At 59.8% G+C, this 23,010-nt stretch carries 17 protein-coding genes; 3 read left to right on the top strand and 14 right to left on the bottom strand.

Annotation, left to right across the window (positions count from 1 at the left end; genetic code table 11):
- The first annotated feature begins 10 nt into the window (after positions 1-10).
- Entirely contained in the window at positions 11-1,027 is a 1,017-nt protein-coding gene (gene galE, locus EWV35_RS02470) for a UDP-glucose 4-epimerase GalE (protein WP_129657809.1), read from the top strand.
- 326 nt (positions 1,028-1,353) lie between these two features.
- On the opposite strand, the gene EWV35_RS02465 is transcribed toward galE, so the two are convergent.
- The 10 genes from EWV35_RS02465 to EWV35_RS02420 form a co-directional block, all read right to left on the bottom strand.
- Entirely contained in the window at positions 1,354-2,637 is a 1,284-nt protein-coding gene (locus EWV35_RS02465; RefSeq protein ID WP_129657807.1) for a citrate synthase, read from the bottom strand.
- Positions 2,638-2,894: 257 nt separating this feature from the next.
- Complete coding sequence (dapC, locus tag EWV35_RS02460) at positions 2,895-4,028, bottom strand: succinyldiaminopimelate transaminase (protein ID WP_129657805.1); 1,134 nt, start codon at positions 4,026-4,028, stop codon at positions 2,895-2,897.
- A gap of 11 nt (positions 4,029-4,039) precedes the next feature.
- Entirely contained in the window at positions 4,040-4,363 is a 324-nt protein-coding gene (gene fdxA, locus EWV35_RS02455; RefSeq protein WP_129359993.1) for a ferredoxin, read from the bottom strand.
- A gap of 182 nt (positions 4,364-4,545) precedes the next feature.
- Positions 4,546-5,832: a PIG-L family deacetylase gene (locus EWV35_RS02450; protein ID WP_129657803.1), complete on the bottom strand. Its 1,287-nt coding sequence runs from the start codon at positions 5,830-5,832 to the stop codon at positions 4,546-4,548.
- Positions 5,833-5,862: 30 nt separating this feature from the next.
- Positions 5,863-7,779, bottom strand: a complete 1,917-nt coding sequence (gene typA / locus EWV35_RS02445; protein WP_129657801.1) for a translational GTPase TypA — start codon at positions 7,777-7,779, stop codon at positions 5,863-5,865.
- Positions 7,780-7,973: 194 nt separating this feature from the next.
- Positions 7,974-9,662, bottom strand: a complete 1,689-nt coding sequence (locus EWV35_RS02440; RefSeq protein WP_129657799.1) for a dipeptide ABC transporter ATP-binding protein — start codon at positions 9,660-9,662, stop codon at positions 7,974-7,976.
- A gap of 3 nt (positions 9,663-9,665) precedes the next feature.
- A complete protein-coding gene (locus EWV35_RS02435) occupies positions 9,666-10,682 on the bottom strand; it encodes an ABC transporter permease (RefSeq protein ID WP_165168306.1) in 1,017 nt (338 codons plus the stop codon).
- 52 nt (positions 10,683-10,734) lie between these two features.
- Entirely contained in the window at positions 10,735-11,661 is a 927-nt protein-coding gene (locus EWV35_RS02430; protein ID WP_129359998.1) for an ABC transporter permease, read from the bottom strand.
- A 151-nt stretch (positions 11,662-11,812) separates the two neighbouring features.
- Positions 11,813-13,450, bottom strand: coding sequence for a peptide ABC transporter substrate-binding protein (locus EWV35_RS02425; protein WP_129657795.1), 1,638 nt, complete (start codon positions 13,448-13,450; stop codon positions 11,813-11,815).
- Between the two features lie 255 nt (positions 13,451-13,705).
- A complete protein-coding gene (locus EWV35_RS02420) occupies positions 13,706-15,508 on the bottom strand; it encodes a BCCT family transporter (protein ID WP_129657793.1) in 1,803 nt (600 codons plus the stop codon).
- A 259-nt stretch (positions 15,509-15,767) separates the two neighbouring features.
- On the opposite strand from EWV35_RS02420, the gene pgi reads away from it, so the two are divergent.
- Complete coding sequence (pgi, locus tag EWV35_RS02415) at positions 15,768-17,450, top strand: glucose-6-phosphate isomerase (RefSeq protein WP_129657791.1); 1,683 nt, start codon at positions 15,768-15,770, stop codon at positions 17,448-17,450.
- A gap of 208 nt (positions 17,451-17,658) precedes the next feature.
- Here pgi and EWV35_RS02410 read toward each other — a convergent pair whose 3' ends face one another.
- From EWV35_RS02410 to EWV35_RS13125, 3 genes are all read right to left on the bottom strand, one after another.
- Complete coding sequence (locus tag EWV35_RS02410) at positions 17,659-17,946, bottom strand: DUF1540 domain-containing protein (RefSeq protein WP_129657789.1); 288 nt, start codon at positions 17,944-17,946, stop codon at positions 17,659-17,661.
- A gap of 282 nt (positions 17,947-18,228) precedes the next feature.
- On the bottom strand, positions 18,229-18,666 hold the full coding sequence (locus EWV35_RS02405) for an NUDIX hydrolase (protein ID WP_129657787.1): 438 nt from the start codon (positions 18,664-18,666) through the stop codon (positions 18,229-18,231).
- Positions 18,667-18,876: 210 nt separating this feature from the next.
- Positions 18,877-19,035 carry a hypothetical protein gene (locus EWV35_RS13125; protein ID WP_165168292.1) on the bottom strand — a complete coding sequence of 53 codons (159 nt, stop codon included), beginning with the start codon at positions 19,033-19,035 and terminating at the stop codon, positions 18,877-18,879.
- 136 nt (positions 19,036-19,171) lie between these two features.
- Between EWV35_RS13125 and EWV35_RS02400 the strand changes: the two genes are divergently transcribed.
- Positions 19,172-21,394, top strand: a complete 2,223-nt coding sequence (locus tag EWV35_RS02400) for an NADP-dependent isocitrate dehydrogenase (RefSeq protein WP_129657785.1) — start codon at positions 19,172-19,174, stop codon at positions 21,392-21,394.
- Between the two features lie 174 nt (positions 21,395-21,568).
- Here the strand turns inward: EWV35_RS02400 and EWV35_RS02395 are convergent, their stop codons facing one another.
- Entirely contained in the window at positions 21,569-22,552 is a 984-nt protein-coding gene (locus tag EWV35_RS02395) for a DUF2382 domain-containing protein (RefSeq protein ID WP_129657783.1), read from the bottom strand.
- Between the last annotated feature and the right edge of the window lie 458 nt (positions 22,553-23,010).

The following is a 23,010-nucleotide window of genomic DNA, read 5'->3' as shown; positions in this document are numbered from 1 at the left end:
GGAAATAGACATGAAGATCATGGTGACCGGCGGTGCCGGCTATATCGGCAGCCATACCGTTCTGGCTCTTCTCGAAGCCGGGCATGAGGTTGTCGTCATGGACAATCTCGCGAACTCGTCCAAGGCCTCTCTGGAACGAGTCAGCGATCTCGCCGGTGGCAAGCGTGCCGAATTCCACGAAGTGGATTTGTTGGACGCCCCGGCAATGAACGAGCTCTTCGCGTCGACCCGGCCGGAGGCGGTGATCCATTTCGCAGGGCTGAAGGCAGTCGGCGAATCGGCAGAAAAACCGCTGTGGTACTACAACACCAACGTGGCAGGAACCATCAACCTCCTGCAGGCGATGGATCAGTCGGGGTGTCGTTCGATCGTATTCTCGTCATCGGCGACCGTCTACGGCGCTCCCGAGGAGATGCCCCTCACCGAGAAGCTGCCCATGGACGCTCAATCCTGCTATGGCCGGACCAAAGAGCACATTGAGGACATGTTGATCGACCTGGCCCAGTCGGACGAGTCCTGGAATGTTGCTCTTCTGCGATACTTCAACCCCGTAGGTGCCCATGAATCCGGACAGATAGGCGAAGATCCCACGGGGGTTCCGAACAACCTGCTGCCTTTCATCGCCCAGGTCGCGGTCGGGCGCCGCGACAAGCTCAAGGTTTTCGGCGACGACTACCCCACACCGGACGGAACCGGTGTGCGGGATTACATCCACGTCGTCGATCTCGCGGAAGGCCATCTCAAGGCCCTCGACTACGTTTCACAACGAGGCGGGCTCCATACGTGGAACCTCGGGACCGGCAACGGTTACTCGGTCCTCGAGGTGCGCGAGGCCTTCGAAAACGCATCGGACAAGGAAATCCCGTACGAGATCGTGGATCGCCGGCCGGGGGACGTTGCCGTCTCTTACGCGGACCCTTCTTCTGCCCTGGCCGATCTCGGCTGGTCCGCGAGTCGAGACATCGCGACCATGTGCGCGGATCACTGGCGGTGGCAGAAGAACAATCCCAACGGATACGAGGGGTAGCCAGCGGATCGGGGTCGTGTGTGAATTTCGGGCCGCGTAGCGGCCCGAGATGTACACCGTAGCCCGATTCGCTGTCAGTAACTCGGTGTACACCTATGTGCCCACATCATGAGGTAGGCAGGGCCCGGTGCGGGCATTATTCCGGCCGACGTCATCTGTGGTTGCCACTGATCAACGACCCCGAGCGGGTTGAAGGCACCCTGAATTCCGCGGCCAGGGCCAAGGGACATGCGAACCGCCCCAAATAAAAATCGGGCCGTTGCGGCCATCCCGGGCCCTGGGGGAACCCGACATGCACGCAACGGCCCGAATCTGAACTGGTCCGGCTACTCGATCCCGGGGTAACGACGCTCGGTCTCACCGGTGTAGACCTGGCGAGGGCGGCCGATCTTGGTGGACGGATCCAGCATCATCTCACGCCACTGGGCGATCCAACCGGGCAGACGACCGATGGCGAAGAGCACCGTAAACATCTGTTCGGGGAAGCCCATCGCCTTGTAGATCAGCCCCGTGTAGAAGTCCACGTTCGGGTAGAGCTTGCGTTCGACGAAGTAGTCGTCCGCCAGTGCCTTGTCCTCGAGACGCATCGCGATTTCGAGGAGCTCGTCGTCGCCGCCGATCTTCTTCAGGATCTTGTCCGCCGTGGCCTTCACGATGCGGGCGCGCGGATCGTAATTCTTGTACACCCGGTGGCCGAAGCCCATCAGGCGTACGCCCTCTTCTTTGTTCTTGACCTTTTCCATGAAATCCTCAGGGCTGATGCCTTCGGACTGAATGCTGCGAAGCATGTTCAGGACGGCCTCGTTTGCGCCACCGTGCTTAGGCCCGTACAGAGCATTGATGCCAGCGGAGACGGAAGCGAACATGTTGGCATCAGACGAGCCGACCAGGCGGACCGTCGAGGTCGAGCAGTTCTGCTCATGGTCCGCGTGGAGGATCAGCAAGAGGTTGAGCGCCTCTGCAATGTCCGGATCCACCTCATAGTCTTCTGCGGGAACGCCGAAGCACAGCCGCAAGAAGTTCTCAGCGTAATTGAGGTCATTCTGCGGGTAGAGCATCGGCTCGCCCTTGGACTTCTTGAATGCATACGCCGCCAGGGTCGGCACTTTGGACAGCAGACGGATCGTGGATACCTCGACCTCGTGCTGATGATGCGGATCCAATGAGTCGCTGTAAAAGGTCGATAGCGCGGACACCGCCGAAGCCAAAACCGGCATCGGGTGCGCCGTACGAGGGAAACCGGAGAAGAAGATCTTCAGATCTTCGTGGACCATGGTGTGGGTCCGAATCATGCGATCGAATTCATCCAACTGCGTCTGCGTTGGCAACTCACCGTAGATCAACAGGTAAGCGACCTCGACGAAGCTCGCCTTCTTGGCAAGATCTTCGATCGGGTAACCGCGGTACCGCAGGATTCCGGCGTCGCCATCGATATAGGTAACAGCGGACTTGACGTTGGCGGTGTTCATGAAGCCAGGGTCGTAGGTGACGTATCCCCCGGTTTCGGAACGAAGTTTGGCGATGTCGAATGCGCCGGTCCCGTCAGTCGGTTCGACGGCCGGGCAGTCGACGCTCGTACCATCGAAGGTGAAGGTCGCGTTATCGGTCATATTTCCTCCCGTTTGCGTGTGTCCTCCGCCGTGACATGCCGACCCTCGGGGTCGTCCTGGTGCCGGCACAAAATCGCCGCCCTGCCATAACGGTCAGGGCCGCGGCGTGGGCGGGGACACAGATTATCTCTGCATAGCCTACCCTTTGCAGACATACCGTCACGAATCATCATCGCGATGTGCACGGACATTTCACCGCGCTTGACGCGGCGAATTAAGACACTTCGATGTCCGCCGCCCGCCTGGGTCTCCTCGAGTCAGACATTCGATAGCCGCCGCACGGCCGCTTCGACACGCTCGTCGGATGCGGTCAGAGAGATCCGGATGTACCCCTGTCCCTCGTCGCCGTAGAAAACCCCGGGGCCGACCACGATGCCAAGGTCGGCGAAACGACCCACCGTGGTCCAGGTGTCCTCCCCCATCGTTCCCCAGAGATACAGTCCGGCTCGTGATTCCTCGATCGACAAGCCGTATTTCTCCACCGCGGGTTTCAGGGCCTCGCGGCGGGACCGATAAAGAGCCTTCTGGTGCGCGACATGACTTTCGTCGCCCAGGGCAATCGTCATGGCGTCTTGGATAGGACGCGGCACGATCATCCCCGCATGTTTTCTCGAGTTGATGAGGTTCGCGATCAACTCCGTGTCCCCCGCAATGAATGCCGCTCGATACCCCGCGAGATTGGATTGCTTGGACAGGGAATAGACGGAAAGCAGGTTGGTCATCTCGCCACCCGAGACTCGGGGGTCGAGAACGGATGGCACACGCTGGCCACCTCGGTCTTCATCCCAGTCGCCCCATCCCAATTCCGCATAGCATTCGTCGGACGCGACGACGGCACCGAGTTCACGGGCCTCGCGCACCACCTGGGACAAAGATGTCGCATCCCTCACGGTGCCCGTGGGGTTACCGGGTGAATTCACCCACACGAGCTTCACACGGGAACGAGTCTCTGCATCCAGATCTTCCAGATTGTCTGCAGCGACAGCATTCGCCCCAGCAAAGGTGGCCCCGATATCGTAGGTGGGATAGGCGACCACGGGGCGCACAACGACATCGCCCTTACCCAAACCAAGGAGGAATGGCAACCAGGCCACCAGCTCCTTGGAACCTACGGTCGGCATCACGGATGCCTCGTCCAGACCTTCTACCCCACGACGGCGCGCATACCATTGAACAATGGCCTGCCGAACTTCCGCAGTTCCCTGAGTGGTCGGATATCCCGGAGCATCTGCCCCGTCGGCCAAAGCCTGCCGGACGATCTCGGGAGTCGGGTCGACCGGCGTACCAATCGACAGGTCCACCGTGCCGTCCGGATGACCGGCGGCGCGTTCGCGATAAGGAGCCAGGGAGTTCCAGGGGTAATCCGGCAGGCTCAGACCGAAGGAAGACATGCGGGCCGGTCCTATTCTTGGTTCTGGGGCGGCAGCCCGGCAATCAAGGGGTGATCGTGGTCGATGACGCCGGTTCGAGCGGCCCCACCGGGCGAACCCAGGTCATCAAAGAAATCGGCATTGGCCGTCGTATAAGCATCCCATTCTTCGGGAACGTCGTCCTCGTAGTAGATCGCTTCGACGGGGCACACCGGCTCGCATGCGCCGCAGTCCACGCACTCATCCGGGTGGATGTAAAGGGACCGCTCGCCTTCATAAATGCAGTCGACAGGGCATTCTTCAACGCACGCGCGGTCCTTGACGTCGACGCAGGGCTGGGCAATTACGTATGTCATTCAAACCTCTCATCGGTACCGGATCCCCGGTCGTCGCGGTTCGGTTCGTTGCTCCGCGGCAAGTCTGTTGAACCATCAGTCTAGTCGTGCATGTGGCGCAGACTCACGTGGTCGCTTCACACTGTATGAGTTATCACGTCACAAGGCGGCTGCGGTTAAGCCGCGTGAAGTCTTGCGTGACGTTACGGCCTTCGGGTCTTCAGGATCGCCCGGTTGGAGATCCATTGGCCGATCATCGTCATCACCAGGGTCCCGAGTACCCAAGCGATCCCGACCTGACCGATCGGAACTTTGGGATTCGGAATCACAAGGAGCGAGTCCGACCGGGCGTAGATGAAGAGCCCGATCTCCAGAAATGCAATGGTTCCGGGAAGAACCGTGGCCCAAGCCTTGCGAGTGTAATGTGAAACCCACAGTGTTGCGCTCAGCACCAGCAGGAGAGCCAAGAAAAGCCCCCAGGGGAGGTACCACCCCGAGAAATAGCTGATCGAAGCGTGGTACATGGTTCCAATGAAACCGACGACCAAGCCCACTCCCACTCCGGCGATAACGGAGTTGATCGGGCCGGCTGCCACGTTCTTCCGCTCTTCACGCGACAGATCGACGGATTCGGCAAGAAGTCTGTACGATTCTGCTCCGCTGATCTTCTGTTCGATGTTGTTCGAGTAGTGAAAAGTCATCCCCTCCCCCACGACGACCTGCGTCGCGTGGGCGGTCATGGCACGCTTTTTGGCCGCGGCGTCTCCTTGAACAACGGCTTGCTGTCTCTCATCCTGCGGATTCGCTTCGCCTTCCACGCCCCAGACCAGAGCCGGCTGAGCCTTGCGGGACAGCATGGACAGGGCTTTGAGGGTCGCCTCATGGGTCCTTTGGTGGTCCGGATGCCCGTAGCCGCCGTCGACGTCGTAGCTGACCACGACGTCGGGACGGGACTTCTCGATGACTCTCGCGATGGCCGCGGCGGATTCCTTGAGCGGCGCGTGCGTCAGACAGTCGGCAGCCGCATTCCGGGCTGCCGCAGCGCGACCGTGCCTGCCCCACGACATCCCAGAGTCGCGGAAGAAACCTGGGCTCTTGGACCGTTCAGCGAACCAGTGGCTGCGAACACCCAGCTCGCGGCACGCAGCCTCGAGCTCGATTTCCCGGAGCGCGCCCAGCTTCTCTCCTCGATCCTCGGTGGGACGATTCCGCACGTCCAACGCGGCATGCTCTTCACCGATGACCTCCCCCATTTCGCCCCGGGACATGGTCAGAAGATCGACCTTGGCCCCGGATCGCGCATAGTAGCTCATCGTGGCGCCGGTCGAGGTCGACTCGTCGTCCGGATGCGCGTGGATAAACAATATGGTCGCTTGCCGAGGATCCAGATCCTCCGGTAGCAGGGACGGCACCGCGTTCGGCGACGTGTACTCGGCCTGTTCGGGGTAAAACGGTTCAGGATGGGAACCGTGTGTTTCGGGGTTGGTCATCGGTGAAGACGTGCTGTCTGATTCCTCGGATTAATTGGCGCGGTTGCGGGCACGGAAGGCGCGGACGCGCTCATTGGCGTCGAGGATGACCTTCCGGATACGAATGGCCTCGGGCGTGATCTCCACGCACTCGTCCTCGCGAGCGAATTCGAGGCACTCTTCCAACGTCAACTTGCGCGGAGGCGTGAGGTTCTCGAAGTTGTCCGCGCTGGCCGAACGCATGTTGGTCAGCTTCTTCTCCTTCGTGATGTTGACCTCCATATCGTCGGCGCGAGAATTCTCGCCCACGATCATGCCCTCGTAGACTTCGGAAGTCGGTTCCACGAAGAATGTGCCGCGCTCCTGCAGGTTCATCATCGCGTAGGGAGTCACGACGCCCGCACGGTCGGCCACCAGCGAACCGTTGGTCCGGTATTCGATGTCGCCGGCCCACGGCTCGAAGCCGTCGGCGTAGGAGTTCGAAATGCCCGCGCCACGGGTCTCGGTCAGGAACTGCGTCCGGAAGCCGATCAGGCCACGAGCAGGAACGCGGAACTCCATCCGTACCCAACCGGTGCCGTTATTGGTCATCGTTTCCATGCGGCCTTTTCGGCTCGCCATGAGCTGTGTGACGGCACCCATGAATTCATCCGGGACGTCGATCGTCATGTACTCGATCGGTTCGTGGACCTTGCCGTCCACGACCTTGGTGACGACCTGCGGTTTGCCCGCGGTCAGCTCGAAACCTTCGCGACGCATCTGTTCGACCAGGATCGCGAGCGCGAGCTCGCCACGTCCCTGGACTTCCCAGGCATCAGGACGCTGAGTCGGCAGAACGCGGATCGATACGTTGCCGATCAATTCCTTGTCCAGACGGTCTTTGACCTGACGAGCCGTGACCTTCGCGCCTTTGACGCGACCAGCCATCGGGGAGGTGTTGATACCGATCGTCATCGAGATCGCCGGATCGTCGACCGTGATCAGGGGCAACGGTTTCGGGTTCTCGGCGTCCGTCAGGGTCTCGCCGATCGTGATGTCTTCAATGCCTGCGACGGCGACGATGTCGCCGGGACCGGCCTCATCGGCCGAGACACGGTCGAGGGCTTTGGTCTTGAGCAGTTCGGAGATGCGAACGTTCTTGAGCTGTCCGTCCTGGCGGGCCCAAGCGACGGTCTGACCTTTCTTGAGGGTTCCGTTGAAGACGCGGAGCAGAGCCAGACGCCCGAGGAAGGGTGAGGAGTCCAGGTTGGTCACGTGCGCCTGGAGAACACCGGCCGGGTCGTACGTCGGGGCGGGAACGTGATCCAGGATGGTTTTGAACAGAGGTTCGAGGTCTTCGTTGTCAGGGATCTCGCCGTCGGCGGGCTGCTCGGTCGAGGCGCGCCCGACCTTGCCGGAAGCATAGACGACCGGTACGTCGAGGACGGCGTCGAGGTCGAGGTCCGGAACTTCCTCGGACAGGTCGGAAGCAAGACCCAGGAGAAGGTCCATGGTCTCGGAAACGACTTCCTCGATTCGCGCGTCGGGCCGGTCTACCTTGTTCACGACGAGGATAACCGGCAGCTTGGCGGCCAGCGCCTTGCGCAGTACGAAGCGAGTCTGCGGGAGCGGACCTTCGGAAGCGTCAACGAGCAGAACGACGCCATCGACCATGGAGAGGCCGCGTTCGACCTCGCCGCCGAAGTCGGCGTGGCCGGGAGTATCGATCACGTTGATGGTGACGGTTTCCCCGTTCGCGGCGGGACCCGAATACTCGACGGTGGTGTTCTTCGCGAGGATCGTGATGCCCTTTTCACGTTCCAGGTCACCGGAGTCCATCACGCGATCTTCGACGTCCGCATGGTCAGAGAATGCGTGGGTCTGTTTGAGCATGGCGTCGACGATGGTGGTCTTGCCGTGGTCAACGTGGGCCACGATCGCGACATTGCGGATGTCGGTTCGCGTAGCGGTGCTGGAAGTTTCAGTCATACGATAAGGCTCGCTTTGCTGGAGAGTGGCTGGTGTGACGTCATGGTGGGCCACAGCGTCGGCGTAATTTTCAGGCGCGTTCATGCGCGACCGCATGGGGCCAGTACCCATCATAGTCAGGTCGTCAAACGCAGATGCCCGGGGCTGCCACCATCATGGCGGGAGCCCCGGGCATCACCGGTCGCGAATTTGGCTCAGGCGGCCTCGGGCGGGATCATCAGGCCCGCTCCGGGAATGGCCGCGAGCAGCTTGTTCGTGTAATCGGTCTGGGGATTTTCGAACACGGAATCCGTGGACCCGGTCTCTACCATCTTCCCTTTTTCCATGACGCACACGTTGTCCGCGATCTGGCGAACCACGGCGAGATCATGGGTGATGAAGAGATACGTCAAGCCGAGCTCGGACTGCAATTCGGCGAGCAGGTTCAGGATCTGCGCCTGTACCAGGACGTCCAGGGCGGAGACCGCCTCGTCGCAGACGACAAGTTCAGGGTTCAACGCCAACGCACGAGCGATGGCCACACGCTGGCGCTGGCCACCGGACAGCTCATTCGGGTATCGAGCCATCATCGAATGCGGCAGTTGGACTTGGTCCAGGAGCTCGTTGACCTTCTTCTCGCGCTCGGACTTGGTGCCCACCTTGTGAACACGCATAGGTTCTTCGATCGTGCGGAAGATGTTGTACATCGGGTCCAGGGAACCGTACGGGTCCTGGAAGATCGGCTGCACTCGACGCCTGAACTTGAACATTTCGCGCCCCTTGAGGCCTGCGACGTCCCGGCCGTCGAAGGAGATGTTCCCCTTCGTGATGGTCTCGAGGCCCAAGAGCATGCGAGCCACCGTCGATTTGCCCGAACCCGATTCGCCGACAACCGCAGTCGTCGTACCCCGTGGGATCGAGAACGTGACGTCATCCACGGCCGTGAACCGCTCCGATCTGCCCCAAGCTCCCCGCAGTTTGAAGACCTTGGTGAGATTCTGGACCCGCACGAAGTCTTGCTGCAGAGTTGCCTGAATCTCGGTCTTCGGGCGTTCGGCCAGAAGATCCTCGGCCTCCTGTCCGGTTTCCTTGGCCACCTGGATACGTCGAGAGGCCAAAGACGGAGCGGATTCGACGAGCTTCTTGGTGTAGGGATGCTGAGGGTTGCGGAGCAGGTCCAATGCCGGTCCGGCCTCGACCACGCGACCCTTGTACATCACGACGACTTTGCGGGCCCGCTCGGCGGCCAAGCCGAGATCGTGTGTGATCAGCAGGACGGCCGTTCCGAGATCCTGGGTCATGGTCTCCAGGTGATCCAGAATGGTGCGTTGCACGGTCACGTCGAGGGCCGAGGTCGGCTCATCGGCAATCAACAGGCGCGGCTGGCACGACAAGCCGATCGCGATGAGCGCGCGTTGCCGCATACCGCCGGAGAATTCGTGAGGGTACTGGCGAGAACGTTTTTCGGCGTCCGGAAGACCTGCCTGCTCCAAAACACGGCTGACATCCTTGTCCGCGCTGGGCAGACCATTCGCTTTGAGCGTCTCCTTGACCTGGAACCCGATCTTCCACACGGGGTTCAGGTTCGACATGGGGTCCTGAGGCACCATGCCGATCTGGTTGCCGCGAAGCTTGACCTTCTCCGCCTCGCTGATGTGCGTGATGTCTTTGCCATCGAAGATGATGTTGCCACTGGAGACTCGGCCGTTGCTCGGAAGCAAACCGATCGCCGCGAGCCCCGAGGTCGACTTGCCGGATCCCGACTCTCCCACGATCGCCACGGTCTCCCCCGGCATCACGGTGAAGTTCGAGTCCTTGACGGCCTCTATTTCACCCGTGCTGGTTTTGAACGTGATTCCCAGGTTCTTGATTTCGAGCAGCGGTTTCACTGTTTCTTCAGTCATGGGTCACTTCTTCCGGGACTTGGGATCGAGCGCGTCACGCAGGGCATCGCCCAGCATGATGAAGCTCAGAACCGTGAGGGACAAGGCCAAACCAGGCCAGAACACGGGCATGGGGTTGGAGCGGAACGCGTCCTTTCCATCGGAGATGTCGTTGCCCCAGCTCATGATTTCCGGCGGCAGTCCGATACCAAGATAGGACAGCGTCGACTCGGCGACGATGAACGTGCCCAATGAGATGGTCGCGATCACGATGACCGGGGCCATGGCATTGGGGATGATGTGCTTCATGAGGATTCCGAAGGACGAGACTCCCAGCGAGCGTGCGCTGGTCACGTAATCCGCATTGCGGACTTCGACCACGGCACCACGCATGATTCGCGCGACCTGCGGCCACCCCAGCAGCACAAGAATCAGGACCAGCGTCCACACGCCGCGGTTCTCGCGGAATGCCGGAAGCTGCATGATGACCAATGCGCCGAGAATCAATGGCAGCGCGAAGAAGATATCGCCCAAACGGGCGAGGACCGCATCAACCCATCCGCCGAAGTATCCGGCGATGGCACCGACGATTCCACCGATCACGACGACGCCGAGCGTCGCGAAGAGACCGACGGTCAATGACGCTCGGGTGCCTGCGATGACGCGCGAGTAGACGTCGCACCCTTGAGCGGTGAAGCCCATGATGTGACCCGACCCGGCTTTGCCGTTGGAATTCTCGAGGAGGCACTGACCGTTGGCAGGGTTCTCGGTCCAAAACAGTTGCGGGAAGAAAGCGATCACAACTGCCAGAACGATCAGGATTACCGAGAAGATGAAGGTCGGTTTGGTGCGGAGCTGACGCCAGGCGTCTTTCCACAGGCTCAGCGGAGCTTCGTCCGTAACGGAGGAATCCGTGGCCACCACGGGGGTCTCGTCGATATCGGCGATGAAGTGCTCGACCGCGACGGCCGATCCCCCAAGGTCTTTCTGATTGCCCGCGACCGCATGTTCCGCGGCTTCGGGCTGAATCCGTTCACGCATGTTTTCTGAGGCTTCTGCGTTCTCGGATGCGTTGATTTCTGAACTTTCAAATTTATGCATAGCGGATCCTCGGGTCGAGCCAGGCGTAGAGCAAATCAACCAACAGGTTGGCCACGCAGAAGATCAGGACCATGATCGAAACGATGGACACCACCGTGGGGGCATCTCCGAGCGTGAGTGCTTTGTAGAGCTGTGAACCGATTCCGGGCACATTGAAGATCCCCTCGGTGACCACGGCACCGCCCATCAGCGCTCCGAGATCCGCGCCGAGGAACGTCGCGACCGGAATCATGGAGTTACGAAGGACATGGACCCTGATCACTCGTCCACGGCTCAGCCCCTTGGCGGTTGCGGTGCGCACGTAGTCTGCGTTGACGTTCTCCGCGACCGACGTCCTGGTCAGACGGAGGACATAGGCGAATGAGACCAGGCCCAGGACCACGGCCGGCAGGATGAGTTCTCCCCACCCTGCGGCACCCGAGACTGTCGGCTTGGCGAGTCCCAAACGGACGCCCACGAAGAACTGCATCATGAAGGCCAGGACGAAAATCGGGATGGCGATGACGATCAGCGAAATGACCAGAACGGTCGAGTCGAAGAGCTTGCCCTTTTTGAGTCCCGCGTACAGACCGAAGATCACGCCGAAGACTCCCTCGAAGATCAGTGCTTCGATGGCCAAGCGTGCGGTGACGGGGAATGCAGATTCGAGGATAGAACCGATCTCGCGGCCCGAGAAGTTCACACCCAGGTCTCCGGTGAAGAGCCCTCCCAGGTAATGGAGGTACTGGACCAGGAACGGGTCGTTGAGTCGGTATTTCTCGGTCAGTGCCGCGGCGACGCCGGGCGTGCAGCCCTTTTCGCCGCAGAGAGCGGCGAGCGGGTCACCTGGGAGCATGAAGACCAAAAAGTAGACCAGCAGCGTCGCACCCAGAAATACGGGAACGAGCTGGAGGAGGCGTTTGAAAAGGTACCACAACACGGCTTAGATCATCCCCAGGCCTGATAGGTCGACTCCGCGTCGATGGTTCGATTGGGTTGAATTCATAAGTATCTACCTCAGAGGCAAGCGGAGATGGAGGGCCGCACGGCGGCCCTCCATCTTCTGAGTTATATGGCCGATTCCGGCAAGGTTAGGAGGACTTCTCCACGTTGAAGTACATCGGGGTACCGTTCCAGGACGCCTTGACGCCGGAAACACTCTCCGACCAACCGACGTTGGCCTGTGAGTACCACAGCGGGATGGCGGGAAGGTCCCCAAGCAACATCGAGTCGGCGTCCCGGAAGGCCTTGTTGGCCGCGTCCTTGTCGGTGGCGGCGAGACCCTCGTTCAGCTTCTTCTCGAACTCAGGGTTGTCGTATTTTGAGTCGTTCGAGTTGGCGCCCTTGGAGTACGTCGGCTCCATGAAGTTGTAGAGCGAGGGGTAATCCCCGAGCCAGCCCGAGCGCACGGCTCCGGTCAGCTTGCCTGAGGTCGCATCAGTGCGGAGTTCCTTGAAGGTTGAGTAGGACTTACCTTCTGCATCGATGCCCAGGTTGTTCTTGATCTGGTTCGTTACCGCGTCGACCCACTTCTTGTGTCCGCCGGCATCAGCGTTGTAGGCGATGGTGAATTTCTCGGACGTGTCGTAAGGCTGCATCTTCTCTGCTTTGTCCCAGAGCTCTTTGGCCTTGTCCTTGTCGAACTTGGTGTTGTCCGAATTCTCGATTTTGTCCTTGTAACCTTCCAGCACCGGTGCGGTCATGTCCGTCGCCGGCTTCCGAGTGTTGTTCAGGATCACCTTGGTGATCTCATCGCGATCGATTGCCATGGACAGCGCCTGGCGACGCAGCTTGCCGGCTTCACCGCTCCAGTTCTTGAGGTAGTACGGGATGGCGATCGTCTGGTTGCCGGCGTACGGCTTATCCAGGCTGCGATCACCTAGGTCGTCCTTGTAGTTGCCCAGGGCAGAGGTCGGAATCTGCTGCAGAACGTCCAAGTTATTGGCCAGCAGGTCCTGATAGGCAGTATCCGGGTTCTGGTACAGCTTGAAAGTGATTCCGCCGTTCTTCGGCTTCTCCGGACCGTCATAGTCGTCGTTTTTGACGAGGTCGATCTGGGTGTTGTGCTGCCAGGCCCCTTCCTTGGCCATCTTGTAGGGGCCGTAACCGACCGGATTCTCGCCGAAGGCCTTCATGTCCTTGAAGGCCGATTCGGGCATCGGGACGTAGGCGGCATAGCCGAGGCGGAGATTGAAGTCCGACTGCGGCGAGTTCAGCTTGACGGTGAACGTGTTGTCGTCCTTGACCTGCAGGCCAGACATCTTGTCTTCTGTGGATCCTTCTCCGGATACAGCGTCGTACCCTTCGATCGGGCTGAAGAAGGTCGAAGCTGCCTGTGCGTTCTTGGCGGCCGCGCCGTAATTCCAGGAGTCCACGAAGCTCTGGGCCGTGACCGGCTCGCCGTTGGTGAACTTCTTGTCCTTCTTGATCTTGATGGTCCAGTTCTGGTTGTCGTCCGAATCGATGGACTCGGCCAGGTCGTTTTGCGGCTTGCCGTCTTCGTCGTACGAGATGAGGCCGTTGAAAATGTTCTCCACGACGACACCGCCGCCATTTTCAGACGTGTTGGTCGGAACCAACGGGTTCTGCGGTTCGACGCTGTCGGCCGTGATGATAGCGGACGAGTCGGCGTTTCCGCTTCCGGCGGAGGATCCCCCGCCGCAGCCGGTAAGAGCCAATGCGGAGATCACCGCAACGCTCGCGAACGTTGAAATGCGTGAGAATCGCATTTCCCCTCCTAGGAGTGATTGATCGATGTGATAAGCGCGCGCGATGCTCCGTGGGTAACGTTCCAAGGCCCCGCTGGTGAGCGGAAACCTGTGATGCATGACACGCTGGAAGAAGTCTAAACCACATTTGTTACTTGTTTGTAACCGTTGTCATGCTGTCAACGCTTCTGACACGCAAAAGGCCCGCTCCACCAAGGGAACGGGCCTTTTGCGAATATTTTTTGGACCTCGTTTTCAACGGCGTGTCTGCCGCCTTCAGTCCTTCACGGAGCGCCACGGCATTTTGCCGCCGCGTTTCTTGGCGCCGGACGTCGATTCCGAAGACGCACCAGAGGCAACCGCAGCTTCCGCGGCTTCCACTGCCTCAGCTTCCATGCGGTCATTCCAGTGCTCCTCGAGCTGGCTGAAGTTGGCCGAGACCTGGCTATTGACGCTCTCGGAGATTTCGTCTGCGATCTCGTTCCGGACTTGGCGCCGCTGGGCCCGGATGAACAACTGGTGTTCGGCCTGCAGTGACTTGAACAGCGAGATGCACATGAACACGATGACCACCGAGAACGGCAACGCCGTCAGAATCGAAATCGTCTGGATGGCGTTCAACGAGTTCTCACCGCCCGCCCAGAGCAGGGCCGTCGCGGTGCCGCCAGCGACCAGGACCCAGAAGACCCGAACCCAGGTCTTCGGGTTCGGGGAACCGGAAGAGGAGATCATACCCAGCACCAACGCGCCCGAATCCGCAGAGGTCACGAAGAAGACGATAATCAGGATCACCGAACCGATGATCAGCGCACCGGAGGCCGGCAGGTCCTGCAGCATCGTGAACAGGATGCCTTCGCTATCCAGGCTCGCAAGTCCACCGTCACCGAAGAGCTCAGTATGCAGTGCAGTACCGCCCATCACGGAGAACCAGAAGAAGGACATCGCAGCGGGGACCAGGAGGACGGCGAGAACGAATTCACGAACGGTGCGTCCCCTGGAAACACGGGCGATGAACATGCCGACGAAGGCCGACCACGAGATCCACCAGCCCCAGTAGAACGTTGTCCAGGTGCCGGCAAACTCCTGGCCTTCGGCGCCGTCGAGCGCGAAGGTCGAGAACGTCAATTCGATGACGTGTTGCAGGTAATGGCCGATGGCCTGAACAAACTCCCGGAGCAGGAAGATCGTGGGTCCCATGATCAACACGAAGAGTACGATCACCGCCGCCAGAATCAGGTTGCCGTTCGAAAGCCATTTCATGCCCTTCTCGAGACCGGTGACTACCGAGAACAGAGTGACCGCCGAGAGAAGGATGATGATCATGGTGTAGCCCATGTTGCTCGTGGCGTCGATATTCAGGAAGCCAAGACCTGACGCAATCTGCATCACGCCAAGACCCATCGACGTCGCGACGCCGAACAGCACCCCGACGAGGGCCACGATGTCGATGATGTCTCCCCAAATGCCACTGATTCGGTCTCCGAGAAGAGGCTTGAGCGAGTACCTGATGGACAACGGCAATTTCTTCCTATGGGCCGAATAGGCAATCGCCATTCCGACGATCACGTAGATGGCCCACGGGTGCAGACCCCAGTGCAGGAAACTGCGAGACATACTCTGCTGAGCCAATTGCTCCGGCGATCCCCCTACTTCCGGAGGAGGCGTTATGAAGTGAGAAATAGGCTCCGATGCGCCGTAGAACACTAGGCCGATGCCCATACCTGCCGCGAACAGGAAGGCCAGCCACGTCGTGAACGAATAGTCCGGTGTGGAGTCGTCCGGCCCCAGCTTGATGTCGCCGAGCCTACTGAAACCGAGATACAGCGCAAAGACGACGAAGACGGCCACAATTGCCGTGTAATACCAGCCGAAATATCCGATGACGTCCGTTTGCAGCGCAGTAAATAACTCATTGGCCTGATGCGGAAATATCATAGTGATGCTAATAAAAAGCGCCATGATGATTGCCGCAGGTATAAAGACTCTTTTGTCGATTGACCCGCGCTTCATCTTCTCGTGCAAGCGATCTGGGACGCCGCCGACCCGAAGGTCCGGCTTCCTGGTCAAGAAGTTAGCCATGCAATCCTCGTTCTGTACCTCATTTAGTGATGCGTGTCGTGCGCAGGCAGCGGACCGCCACCTGCTCGTATCTACAAAGTCACACTTGTTCCTTCGCAGCGGCAGCCCAAAAGCAAGCACACTTATTTATAGCCTAATCAATCTTTTGAACCGATGACCAACTGGGTCGATTCGAGACACCCGCCGTGTGCAATGATCCCTTCGGTTCGGCACGGGAAGCCTATGGAATATCCCGGCCCGGCATAGGAGAATGGAAAGCATGAGTGCATCACAGATTCCCGACATCACGTCCACCGAAGCCTGGAAAGAACTGACCCGGCATCATGCGGTCCTCGAGCCCGATCTCAGGGAATGGTTCGACCAAGACCCCCAGCGCGCGGAAGAGTTCACTCTCACCGCCGGCGATCTCGTCGCGGACCTCTCCAAAAACCTCTTGACGAGCGAAACCCGCCGGTTGCTTCTCAAACTTGCGGAACAGGCCGGAGTCGAGGAGCGTCGTGACGCGATGTTTGCCGGCGAACACATCAACGTGACAGAAGACCGCGCGGTCCTGCACACAGCGTTGCGCCGCCCCGATGGAGCCGCGCCGACGCTGGAGGTCGATGGACAGGACGTTGACCAGGACGTGCATGAAGTTCTCGCCAAGGTCTACGATTTCGCCGATCGCGTGCGATCCGGTGAATGGACCGGGATCACCGGTCGCCCCATCGAGACGGTGGTCAATATCGGCATCGGCGGCTCGGACCTGGGGCCTGTCATGGCTTATGAAGCACTCAAAACGTATGCACAGGACGGCCTGACCGCTCGGTTCATCTCCAATATCGATCCCACGGATGCGGCCGAAACGATAGCGGATTTGGATCCCGAGACAACGTTGTTCATCGTCGCTTCCAAGACATTCGGCACCCTGGAAACCCTCACCAACGCTCGGGTGTGCCGCGCTTGGCTACTCGAGACCCTGCGAGAATCAGGTGCGCTGTCGGAGGCCGAAGACACCGAGGCCGTGGCCCGCCACTTCGTGGCCGTGTCCACTGCCCTGGACAAGGTAGAAGCATTTGGCATCGACCCGGAGAACGCGTTCGGTTTCTGGAATTGGGTCGGCGGCCGCTACTCCGTGGATTCCGCGATCGGAACCTCTCTGGCCGTGGTGCTCGGTCCGGACGTGTTCGAGGAATTCTTGTCCGGTTTCCACGCCATGGACGAGCATTTCCGTTCGGCGCCAGCGGAGAAGAACCTCCCGTTGCTCATGGGATTGCTCAACGTTTGGTATGTGAATTTCTTCGGCGCCGCCTCACACGCGGTTCTCCCCTATGACCAGCACCTTCACCGCTTCCCAGCTTATCTGCAGCAGTTGACCATGGAATCGAACGGAAAATCGGTTCGCTGGGACGGATCCCCCGTAACTACCCAGACCGGCGAGATCTTCTGGGGCGAGCCCGGCACCAATGGCCAGCACGCTTTCTATCAGCTGATCCACCAGGGCACCCGCGTGATTCCGGCCGATTTCATCGCCTTCGCAAATCCGAGTCACCCGACCAAGGACGGCGAGACCGACGTCCATGAGCTTTTTCTTGCCAATTTCTTCGCCCAGACCAAGGCACTGGCCTTCGGGAAAACTGAGGAGGAAGTTCGGGCCGAGGGCACGGACGAGTCCGTCGTTTCCGCTCGGGTGTTCTCGGGCAACCGGCCCACGACGTCCGTGATGGCACCAGAGCTGACGCCTTCGGTTCTGGGTCAACTGATTGCTCTCTACGAGCACATCACTTTTGTCGAAGGGATTGTCTGGGGAATCGATTCATTCGATCAGTGGGGCGTCGAGCTGGGCAAGCAACTTGCCCAGGATCTTGCCCCTGCCGTCGGAGGAGACCCCGAGGCGGTCGCCAAAGAAGATTCCTCAACGAGATCGTTGATCTCGTACTACCTCGGCCACAGAGACAAGTAGAGCCCGAGCGACTCCTCACGCGATCTGCCCCCGCCTCGCATCCATGATGCGAACCGGGGGCAGATGCACAGGGTCGGCCTATTCCATTTTTCGGCCGGTCTGTGAACGAGAGGATCGCCTCAGTCCATCTGCGCCGAAATATCCGCAACGAAGTCGACTGTCGGACCGCAGTCTCCTCGCCACGGACGAGGAACCCTCCTCCGCCCGATCAAGCCGGTCGGTAGGTCAAGCAGTCCGCTCCGGAAGTCGCAGAACCGACTTTCACTGACTCCGCGCCGCACATGAGGTCCTTGTTGAAGAAGCATTCGATCCGCTGGCAAGCTCCGACATGCGCTTGAGCCCGGGGCAAGCCGCCGTCGGCGTCCAAGGAGATGAAGGTTCCGCAACTGGCATCCTGGGGTTCGCCCGTGATCGTCACCGCAAAAGCAGTGCACCCATCATGATTGAACGAGCAATTTGAAACTGTGCATTCGGCGACATCTGTCATGACGGACATTGCGGCCATCCCTTTCGATGAATGAGGTATTTCACGCCCAATTATCCGGAGTTATCCGTGTCACGTCCAGTAAGACAAAGCTCACCAGAATTCCGTCAATAAAGTCACGATTTTTTATCGAAATGAATAGGATATGAAGATATTTCCTATTCTGCGAAAGAGGCCGTACGGGCCCGCCGCGCTGGGTGCCTTGAGGGGCCCGGCTTGTTTATCCGGGCCAGCATGGCCTACCTGCATGCGGCGATTCCTGCACCTGATCGAATATAGTCATGAATTCCTGGGCTAACGTCCCCGCTCGCTTCGTTCCGTGGAAGTCAGCAAGGGAAACACGCAATCTCTTGTGAGGGGCGCGATGTCGGGCTCGGTCAGCGAGTCGGCAGGCACGCTCCACCGCAATTCTTCGATTTCCGCGAGCGGAAAGATCGGTGTCCGGTCCACATACTCAGGCGAGCGGACCCAATCGAAAACATGCGCCACGAGTTCGTATCCGGCTTCGTTGGCCGCTTGTGTTTCCCAACGACCGAGGAATTCGAGGTCGTGAGGAACAATGTCGACGCCGAGCTCCTCCCGGACTTCACGTACTGCGGCCGCACGCGGCTCTTCACCGGTCTCCGGTTTCCCTCCGGGGAACATAAAGGAACTAGTGCTGCGTTTGCGGACGGTCAGAACCCTTCCCTGGATATCCCTCATGACGACTGCGGAAACGGTGATTCGTGGCATGAGGCAAGTTTAGATTCGCCGTCGCGGTGAGACGAAACCGTGCCGCCCCGCAAGCCGTTGCCCGACGTCGAGCCCTCACCGTTCGGCCACATAATCCCCCAAGACGACTGCGTGATCGTGTTCCTCGCCCTTGGCCCCGTAGACAAGCCTCACAACCTCGACCTTCGCCGGCTCCTTGTGGACGTGCTGCGCGGCGTCGATGTTGTCGAGTTATGTCCGATATTTCGTTGCGAACTCTTCGATTTTCCCCGTCATGACCGAACCGTTTGCGAAGGTCAGTGGAGAAGGCCGCATCCGGTCCGTCAGGATCCGCGGGCCGTCCCCGGGTTCCGGCCTCTCGCACACGCGCTTGGACTCGGGAGTCGTCATATTCCAGAAGCTAACGGCTTGTGTTCCGGTAAGGACGAAGGCCTGCAGGTCATCTCGGAGGTGAGCACCGGCACGTCCGGTATATTGGCCAGTGGAAATAACCCGCGAAATCAAGCAGGGAGTACGCCGAAAACCCATGTCGAAAATCATTTACACCCACACCGACGAAGCGCCGTTGCTGGCGACCTATTCTTTCAAGCCGATCGTCGAGGCATATGCGAACAGCGCCGGGGTCGCGGTGGAAACCCGCGATATCTCGCTGGCCGGCCGCATCATTGCCCAGTTCAACGATGTGCTTCCCGAGGACCAGCGGGTCAATGATGCCCTGGCCGAACTCGGCGACCTCGCCAAGACGCCCGAGGCCAACATCATCAAGTTGCCGAATATCTCGGCATCGGTTCCGCAGCTCAAGGCGGCCATCAAGGAACTCCAAGCGGATGGTTACGACCTCCCGGATTACCCGGATGAGGTCAAATCGGATGCCGACGCCGATGCTCGCCGTCGCTACGACCGTGTCAAGGGCTCGGCAGTGAACCCGGTCCTTCGTGAGGGCAACTCCGACCGTCGGGCGCCCCAGTCTGTGAAGAACTACGCGCGGAAGAACCCCCACACCATGGGGGCTTGGTCGAAGGATTCGAAGACCAACGTTGCAACCATGGGCGAGAACGACTTCAAGTCCAATGAGAAGTCCGTGATCCTGCCATCGGATGACACGCTGACCATCCGTTTCACCGCTGAGGACGGCTCGGAGAAGATCCTCAAGGACGGTTTGAAGGTCCTCAAGGACGAGATCGTTGATTCCACCGTGATGAGCGCGGCCGCTTTGGACGAGTTCCTTGCTGCACAGGTCGCTCGCGCGCGTGAAGAAAACGTGCTCTTCTCCGTTCATCTCAAGGCGACGATGATGAAGGTTTCCGACCCCATCCTGTTCGGTCACGCCGTGAAGGCTTACTTCCCCGACGTCTTCGAGACCTATGGTGACAAGCTCACCGAAGCCGGACTTTCTCCGAACAACGGCCTGGCTTCGATCCTCAACGGTTTGGATCTGCTTGACGAGGACACTGCGAGGGGCGTCAAGGAAGGCATCGAACGCGGCCTGGAGGAAGGGCCGTCGCTGGCCATGGTCGATTCCCGTCGGGGAATTACCAACCTGCACGTGCCGTCGGATGTGATCGTCGACGCCTCGATGCCGGCCATGATTCGCACATCCGGCCACATGTGGGGTTCCGATGACGACGAACACGACACGCTCGCAGTCCTCCCGGATTCCTCGTATGCGGGTGTCTACCAGGCGGTCATCGAGGACTGCCGCGCGAACGGGGCCTTCGACCCCACGACCATGGGATCCGTCCCGAACGTCGGGCTCATGGCCCAGAAGGCCGAGGAATACGGCTCTCATGACAAGACCTTCGAGATCGAGGGGAAGGGCGTCGTCGAAGTCCTGAACTCTGCAGGTGAAGTCCTGTTGTCTCACACCGTAGAAGGCGGAGACATCTGGCGCGCTTGCCAGACCAAGGATGTCGCAGTTCGCGATTGGGTCAAGCTCGCGGTTCGTCGCTCCCGCGAGTCCGGGACCCCGGCCGTGTTCTGGTTGGACACGGAACGCGCTCACGACACCAACCTGATCAAGAAGGTCAACGAGTACCTCGAAGCGGAGGATACGGACGGGCTGGATATCCGCATCCTCTCCCCCGTGGAAGCGACCAAGTTCTCTATCGATCGGATCCGTCAGGGCCTGGATACGATTTCCGTCACCGGAAACGTACTTCGCGACTATCTGACGGACCTGTTCCCCATCCTGGAACTGGGAACCTCCGCCAAGATGCTATCGATCGTTCCGCTGATCAACGGCGGTGGACTGTTCGAGACCGGCGCGGGTGGCTCGGCTCCCAAGCACGTTCAGCAGCTGGTTTCGGAGAACCATCTGCGGTGGGACTCCCTCGGTGAGTTCCTCGCTTTGGCCGCATCCTTCGAGCACCTCGCCAGCACGACCGATAACGATCGGGCCCGTATTCTTGCGGAGACGCTCGACGCCGCTACGGGCACCTTCCTCGAAGAGAACAAGTCCCCGTCCCGCAAGGTAGGTGAACTCGATAACCGAGGGAGCCACTTTTACCTGGCGACATACTGGGCCGAAGAATTGTCCCGTCAAAGCCGCGACAAGGACCTCGCGGAACTGTTCGCGGGAATCGTCGAGCAGCTCAAGTCCAACGAGGACAAGATCGCCCAGGAGCTTTTGGACGTCCAAGGTTCTTCCGTGGACCTCGGCGGCTACTACTGGCCCCAGGACACCAAGGCGGACGCCGTGATGCGACCTTCAGAAACCCTCAATGGGATTCTGGCGCAGCTGACCAAGTAACGGCCCGCTGACCGGAGGGGCTCCCCGCCACGCGAAAGCGTTCCGGGGAGCCCCTGTCTTTACCCGGTGTGTCCGCAGGATGCACAAAGATGCCGTGCGGAACCGGTTGGCGCAAAGATGCCCCGAGCATCGCCTTCGCGACGCTCGGGGCATCTGTCAGCCAATCAACCGACGTCAGTTGCGGCGATTGCCTTCATCATCGACTTCGATTTCTTCCTTGCGGACCTGCCCGGAAACGGTCTCGGTGTCCTCGCGGGCCTGCTTGTTGAGAGATACTCGCTCGGTCGCAACGGTCTCGGTGTCGACGACAGGACGCTCTTCGTATGCGGTGACCGTAACGTCCTCGTCCTCGCCGAACTCGTTGCCGGCGGCCGCTTGGCGAGCCTCCGCGGAGTCCGGGTCGATCTTGGTGCGCTCGACCTGAACCTCTTCGTGACGAACCGGAACCTCAACGGTTTCGGTGTCTGTCTTGACGTGCTTGCGGAGTCGGACCTGACCCGTCTCGCGGCGTTCGGTCTGGTCGGTTGCCGCGAGCCGCTCCTCATGAGCCACTACATCGTTGTCGGCAGCTCCGTGACGGCCGGTTGCAGCCTGACGGCCTTCGGCTCCGGCCTGGTCGGCGTTGCCGCCTCGCGTCTGGGCCTCAGCCTGTCCATTGCTGTGGCGACCGGTTCCGGCCTGGTTACCGTCACGACCGTCCGCCGTACCTGCGGCCGCAGTTCCGCCCGCAGCCGTTCCAGCGGCGGCGGTTCCGGCCGCCGCATTACCATGCTCCTGGCCTGCCCGATTACCGGCCTGCCCACCCTGGGCGTCGGCGTTGCCGCTGTTGTCTCGTCCCGAGTTGCTGCCGTCCAGCGAGTAGTACTCGTAGATACGCTGTTCTTCCTCGGGGCTCAACGAGCCATCGTCGTCGATGTTCGGGGCATCCTTGACGAAATCCTTGTCATAAGGAACCGTCAGACCGTCATCGGAAGCGCGGGCTTGGTTCAACGGCACAAAGGTTTCCTTGGAACCGAAGAGGCCGGTATTGACCGTAGCGAATGTCGGCTCGTTGGTCTGATCGTCGAGATAAATCTCCCCGACCTTGCCGATCTTGTCGCCGTTGTTTCCGTAAACTGTGCTGTTGCGCAGGGACTCAATGTTCTGGTTATTAGTCATGGTCACTACCTTCTGATCGCTGGTCGGTTGAATTACCAATCCAATTCGAAACCAAGTGATTCCGAGCTATATAAACAACCTAACCACATAACAACTGATGGTCAACGCTTTATCCTTCCACCACGGGCGAAATTTCATATAAGGATATGTTTCTTTCAACGGCAACAACCGTTCATTCTCCGGCAATCTGCCCGAAATGGAGGGAAATGGCGTGCCACACAAACCCACTGCTGTCCATATCTTCCCACATGATTCTCAAGGATTTTAGGGATATTCCAAGCCTCTGGCCAGTCTGTAAACAAGTCTTCCGAGAAGATCAGAATTGGACGAATGCGCGGAAGGTGTCTCATGCAGGCGACCCAAATTGAAGGCGTTGCAAGGGACGGCAATCCCGCTCGCCACCTCACATTCCAGGGGAACGCTTCAAGTCTCCGGAGCAGGTGCACAACGCCCGAGGA

It is taken from the genome of Rothia uropygialis (assembly GCF_004137765.1).
In the GTDB taxonomy this organism is placed as follows: Bacteria; Actinomycetota; Actinomycetes; order Actinomycetales; family Micrococcaceae; genus Rothia.
Note: the sequence above shows the minus strand (reverse complement) of the source record. Positions and strands in the feature narration are given on the sequence as shown.

What these genes read in the sequence shown, in the direction of transcription:
- EWV35_RS02395 (WP_129657783.1), bottom strand. Translation starts at nt 22,552, where the DNA reads ATGACTAATAACCAGAACATTGAGTCCCTGCGCAACAGCACAGTTTAC.
- EWV35_RS02440 (WP_129657799.1), bottom strand. Translation starts at nt 9,662, where the DNA reads ATGACTGAAGAAACAGTGAAACCGCTGCTCGAAATCAAGAACCTGGGA.
- typA (WP_129657801.1), bottom strand. Translation starts at nt 7,779, where the DNA reads ATGACTGAAACTTCCAGCACCGCTACGCGAACCGACATCCGCAATGTC.
- fdxA (WP_129359993.1), bottom strand. Translation starts at nt 4,363, where the DNA reads ATGACATACGTAATTGCCCAGCCCTGCGTCGACGTCAAGGACCGCGCG.
- EWV35_RS02410 (WP_129657789.1), bottom strand. Translation starts at nt 17,946, where the DNA reads ATGTCCGTCATGACAGATGTCGCCGAATGCACAGTTTCAAATTGCTCG.
- EWV35_RS02400 (WP_129657785.1), top strand. Translation starts at nt 19,172, where the DNA reads ATGTCGAAAATCATTTACACCCACACCGACGAAGCGCCGTTGCTGGCG.
- EWV35_RS02450 (WP_129657803.1), bottom strand. Translation starts at nt 5,832, where the DNA reads ATGACCAACCCCGAAACACACGGTTCCCATCCTGAACCGTTTTACCCC.
- EWV35_RS02435 (WP_165168306.1), bottom strand. Translation starts at nt 10,682, where the DNA reads ATGCGTGAACGGATTCAGCCCGAAGCCGCGGAACATGCGGTCGCGGGC.
- dapC (WP_129657805.1), bottom strand. Translation starts at nt 4,028, where the DNA reads ATGTCTTCCTTCGGTCTGAGCCTGCCGGATTACCCCTGGAACTCCCTG.
- pgi (WP_129657791.1), top strand. Translation starts at nt 15,768, where the DNA reads ATGAGTGCATCACAGATTCCCGACATCACGTCCACCGAAGCCTGGAAA.
- EWV35_RS02405 (WP_129657787.1), bottom strand. Translation starts at nt 18,666, where the DNA reads ATGCCACGAATCACCGTTTCCGCAGTCGTCATGAGGGATATCCAGGGA.
- galE (WP_129657809.1), top strand. Translation starts at nt 11, where the DNA reads ATGAAGATCATGGTGACCGGCGGTGCCGGCTATATCGGCAGCCATACC.
- EWV35_RS13125 (WP_165168292.1), bottom strand. Translation starts at nt 19,035, where the DNA reads ATGACGACTCCCGAGTCCAAGCGCGTGTGCGAGAGGCCGGAACCCGGG.
- EWV35_RS02420 (WP_129657793.1), bottom strand. Translation starts at nt 15,508, where the DNA reads ATGGCTAACTTCTTGACCAGGAAGCCGGACCTTCGGGTCGGCGGCGTC.
- EWV35_RS02465 (WP_129657807.1), bottom strand. Translation starts at nt 2,637, where the DNA reads ATGACCGATAACGCGACCTTCACCTTCGATGGTACGAGCGTCGACTGC.
- EWV35_RS02425 (WP_129657795.1), bottom strand. Translation starts at nt 13,450, where the DNA reads ATGCGATTCTCACGCATTTCAACGTTCGCGAGCGTTGCGGTGATCTCC.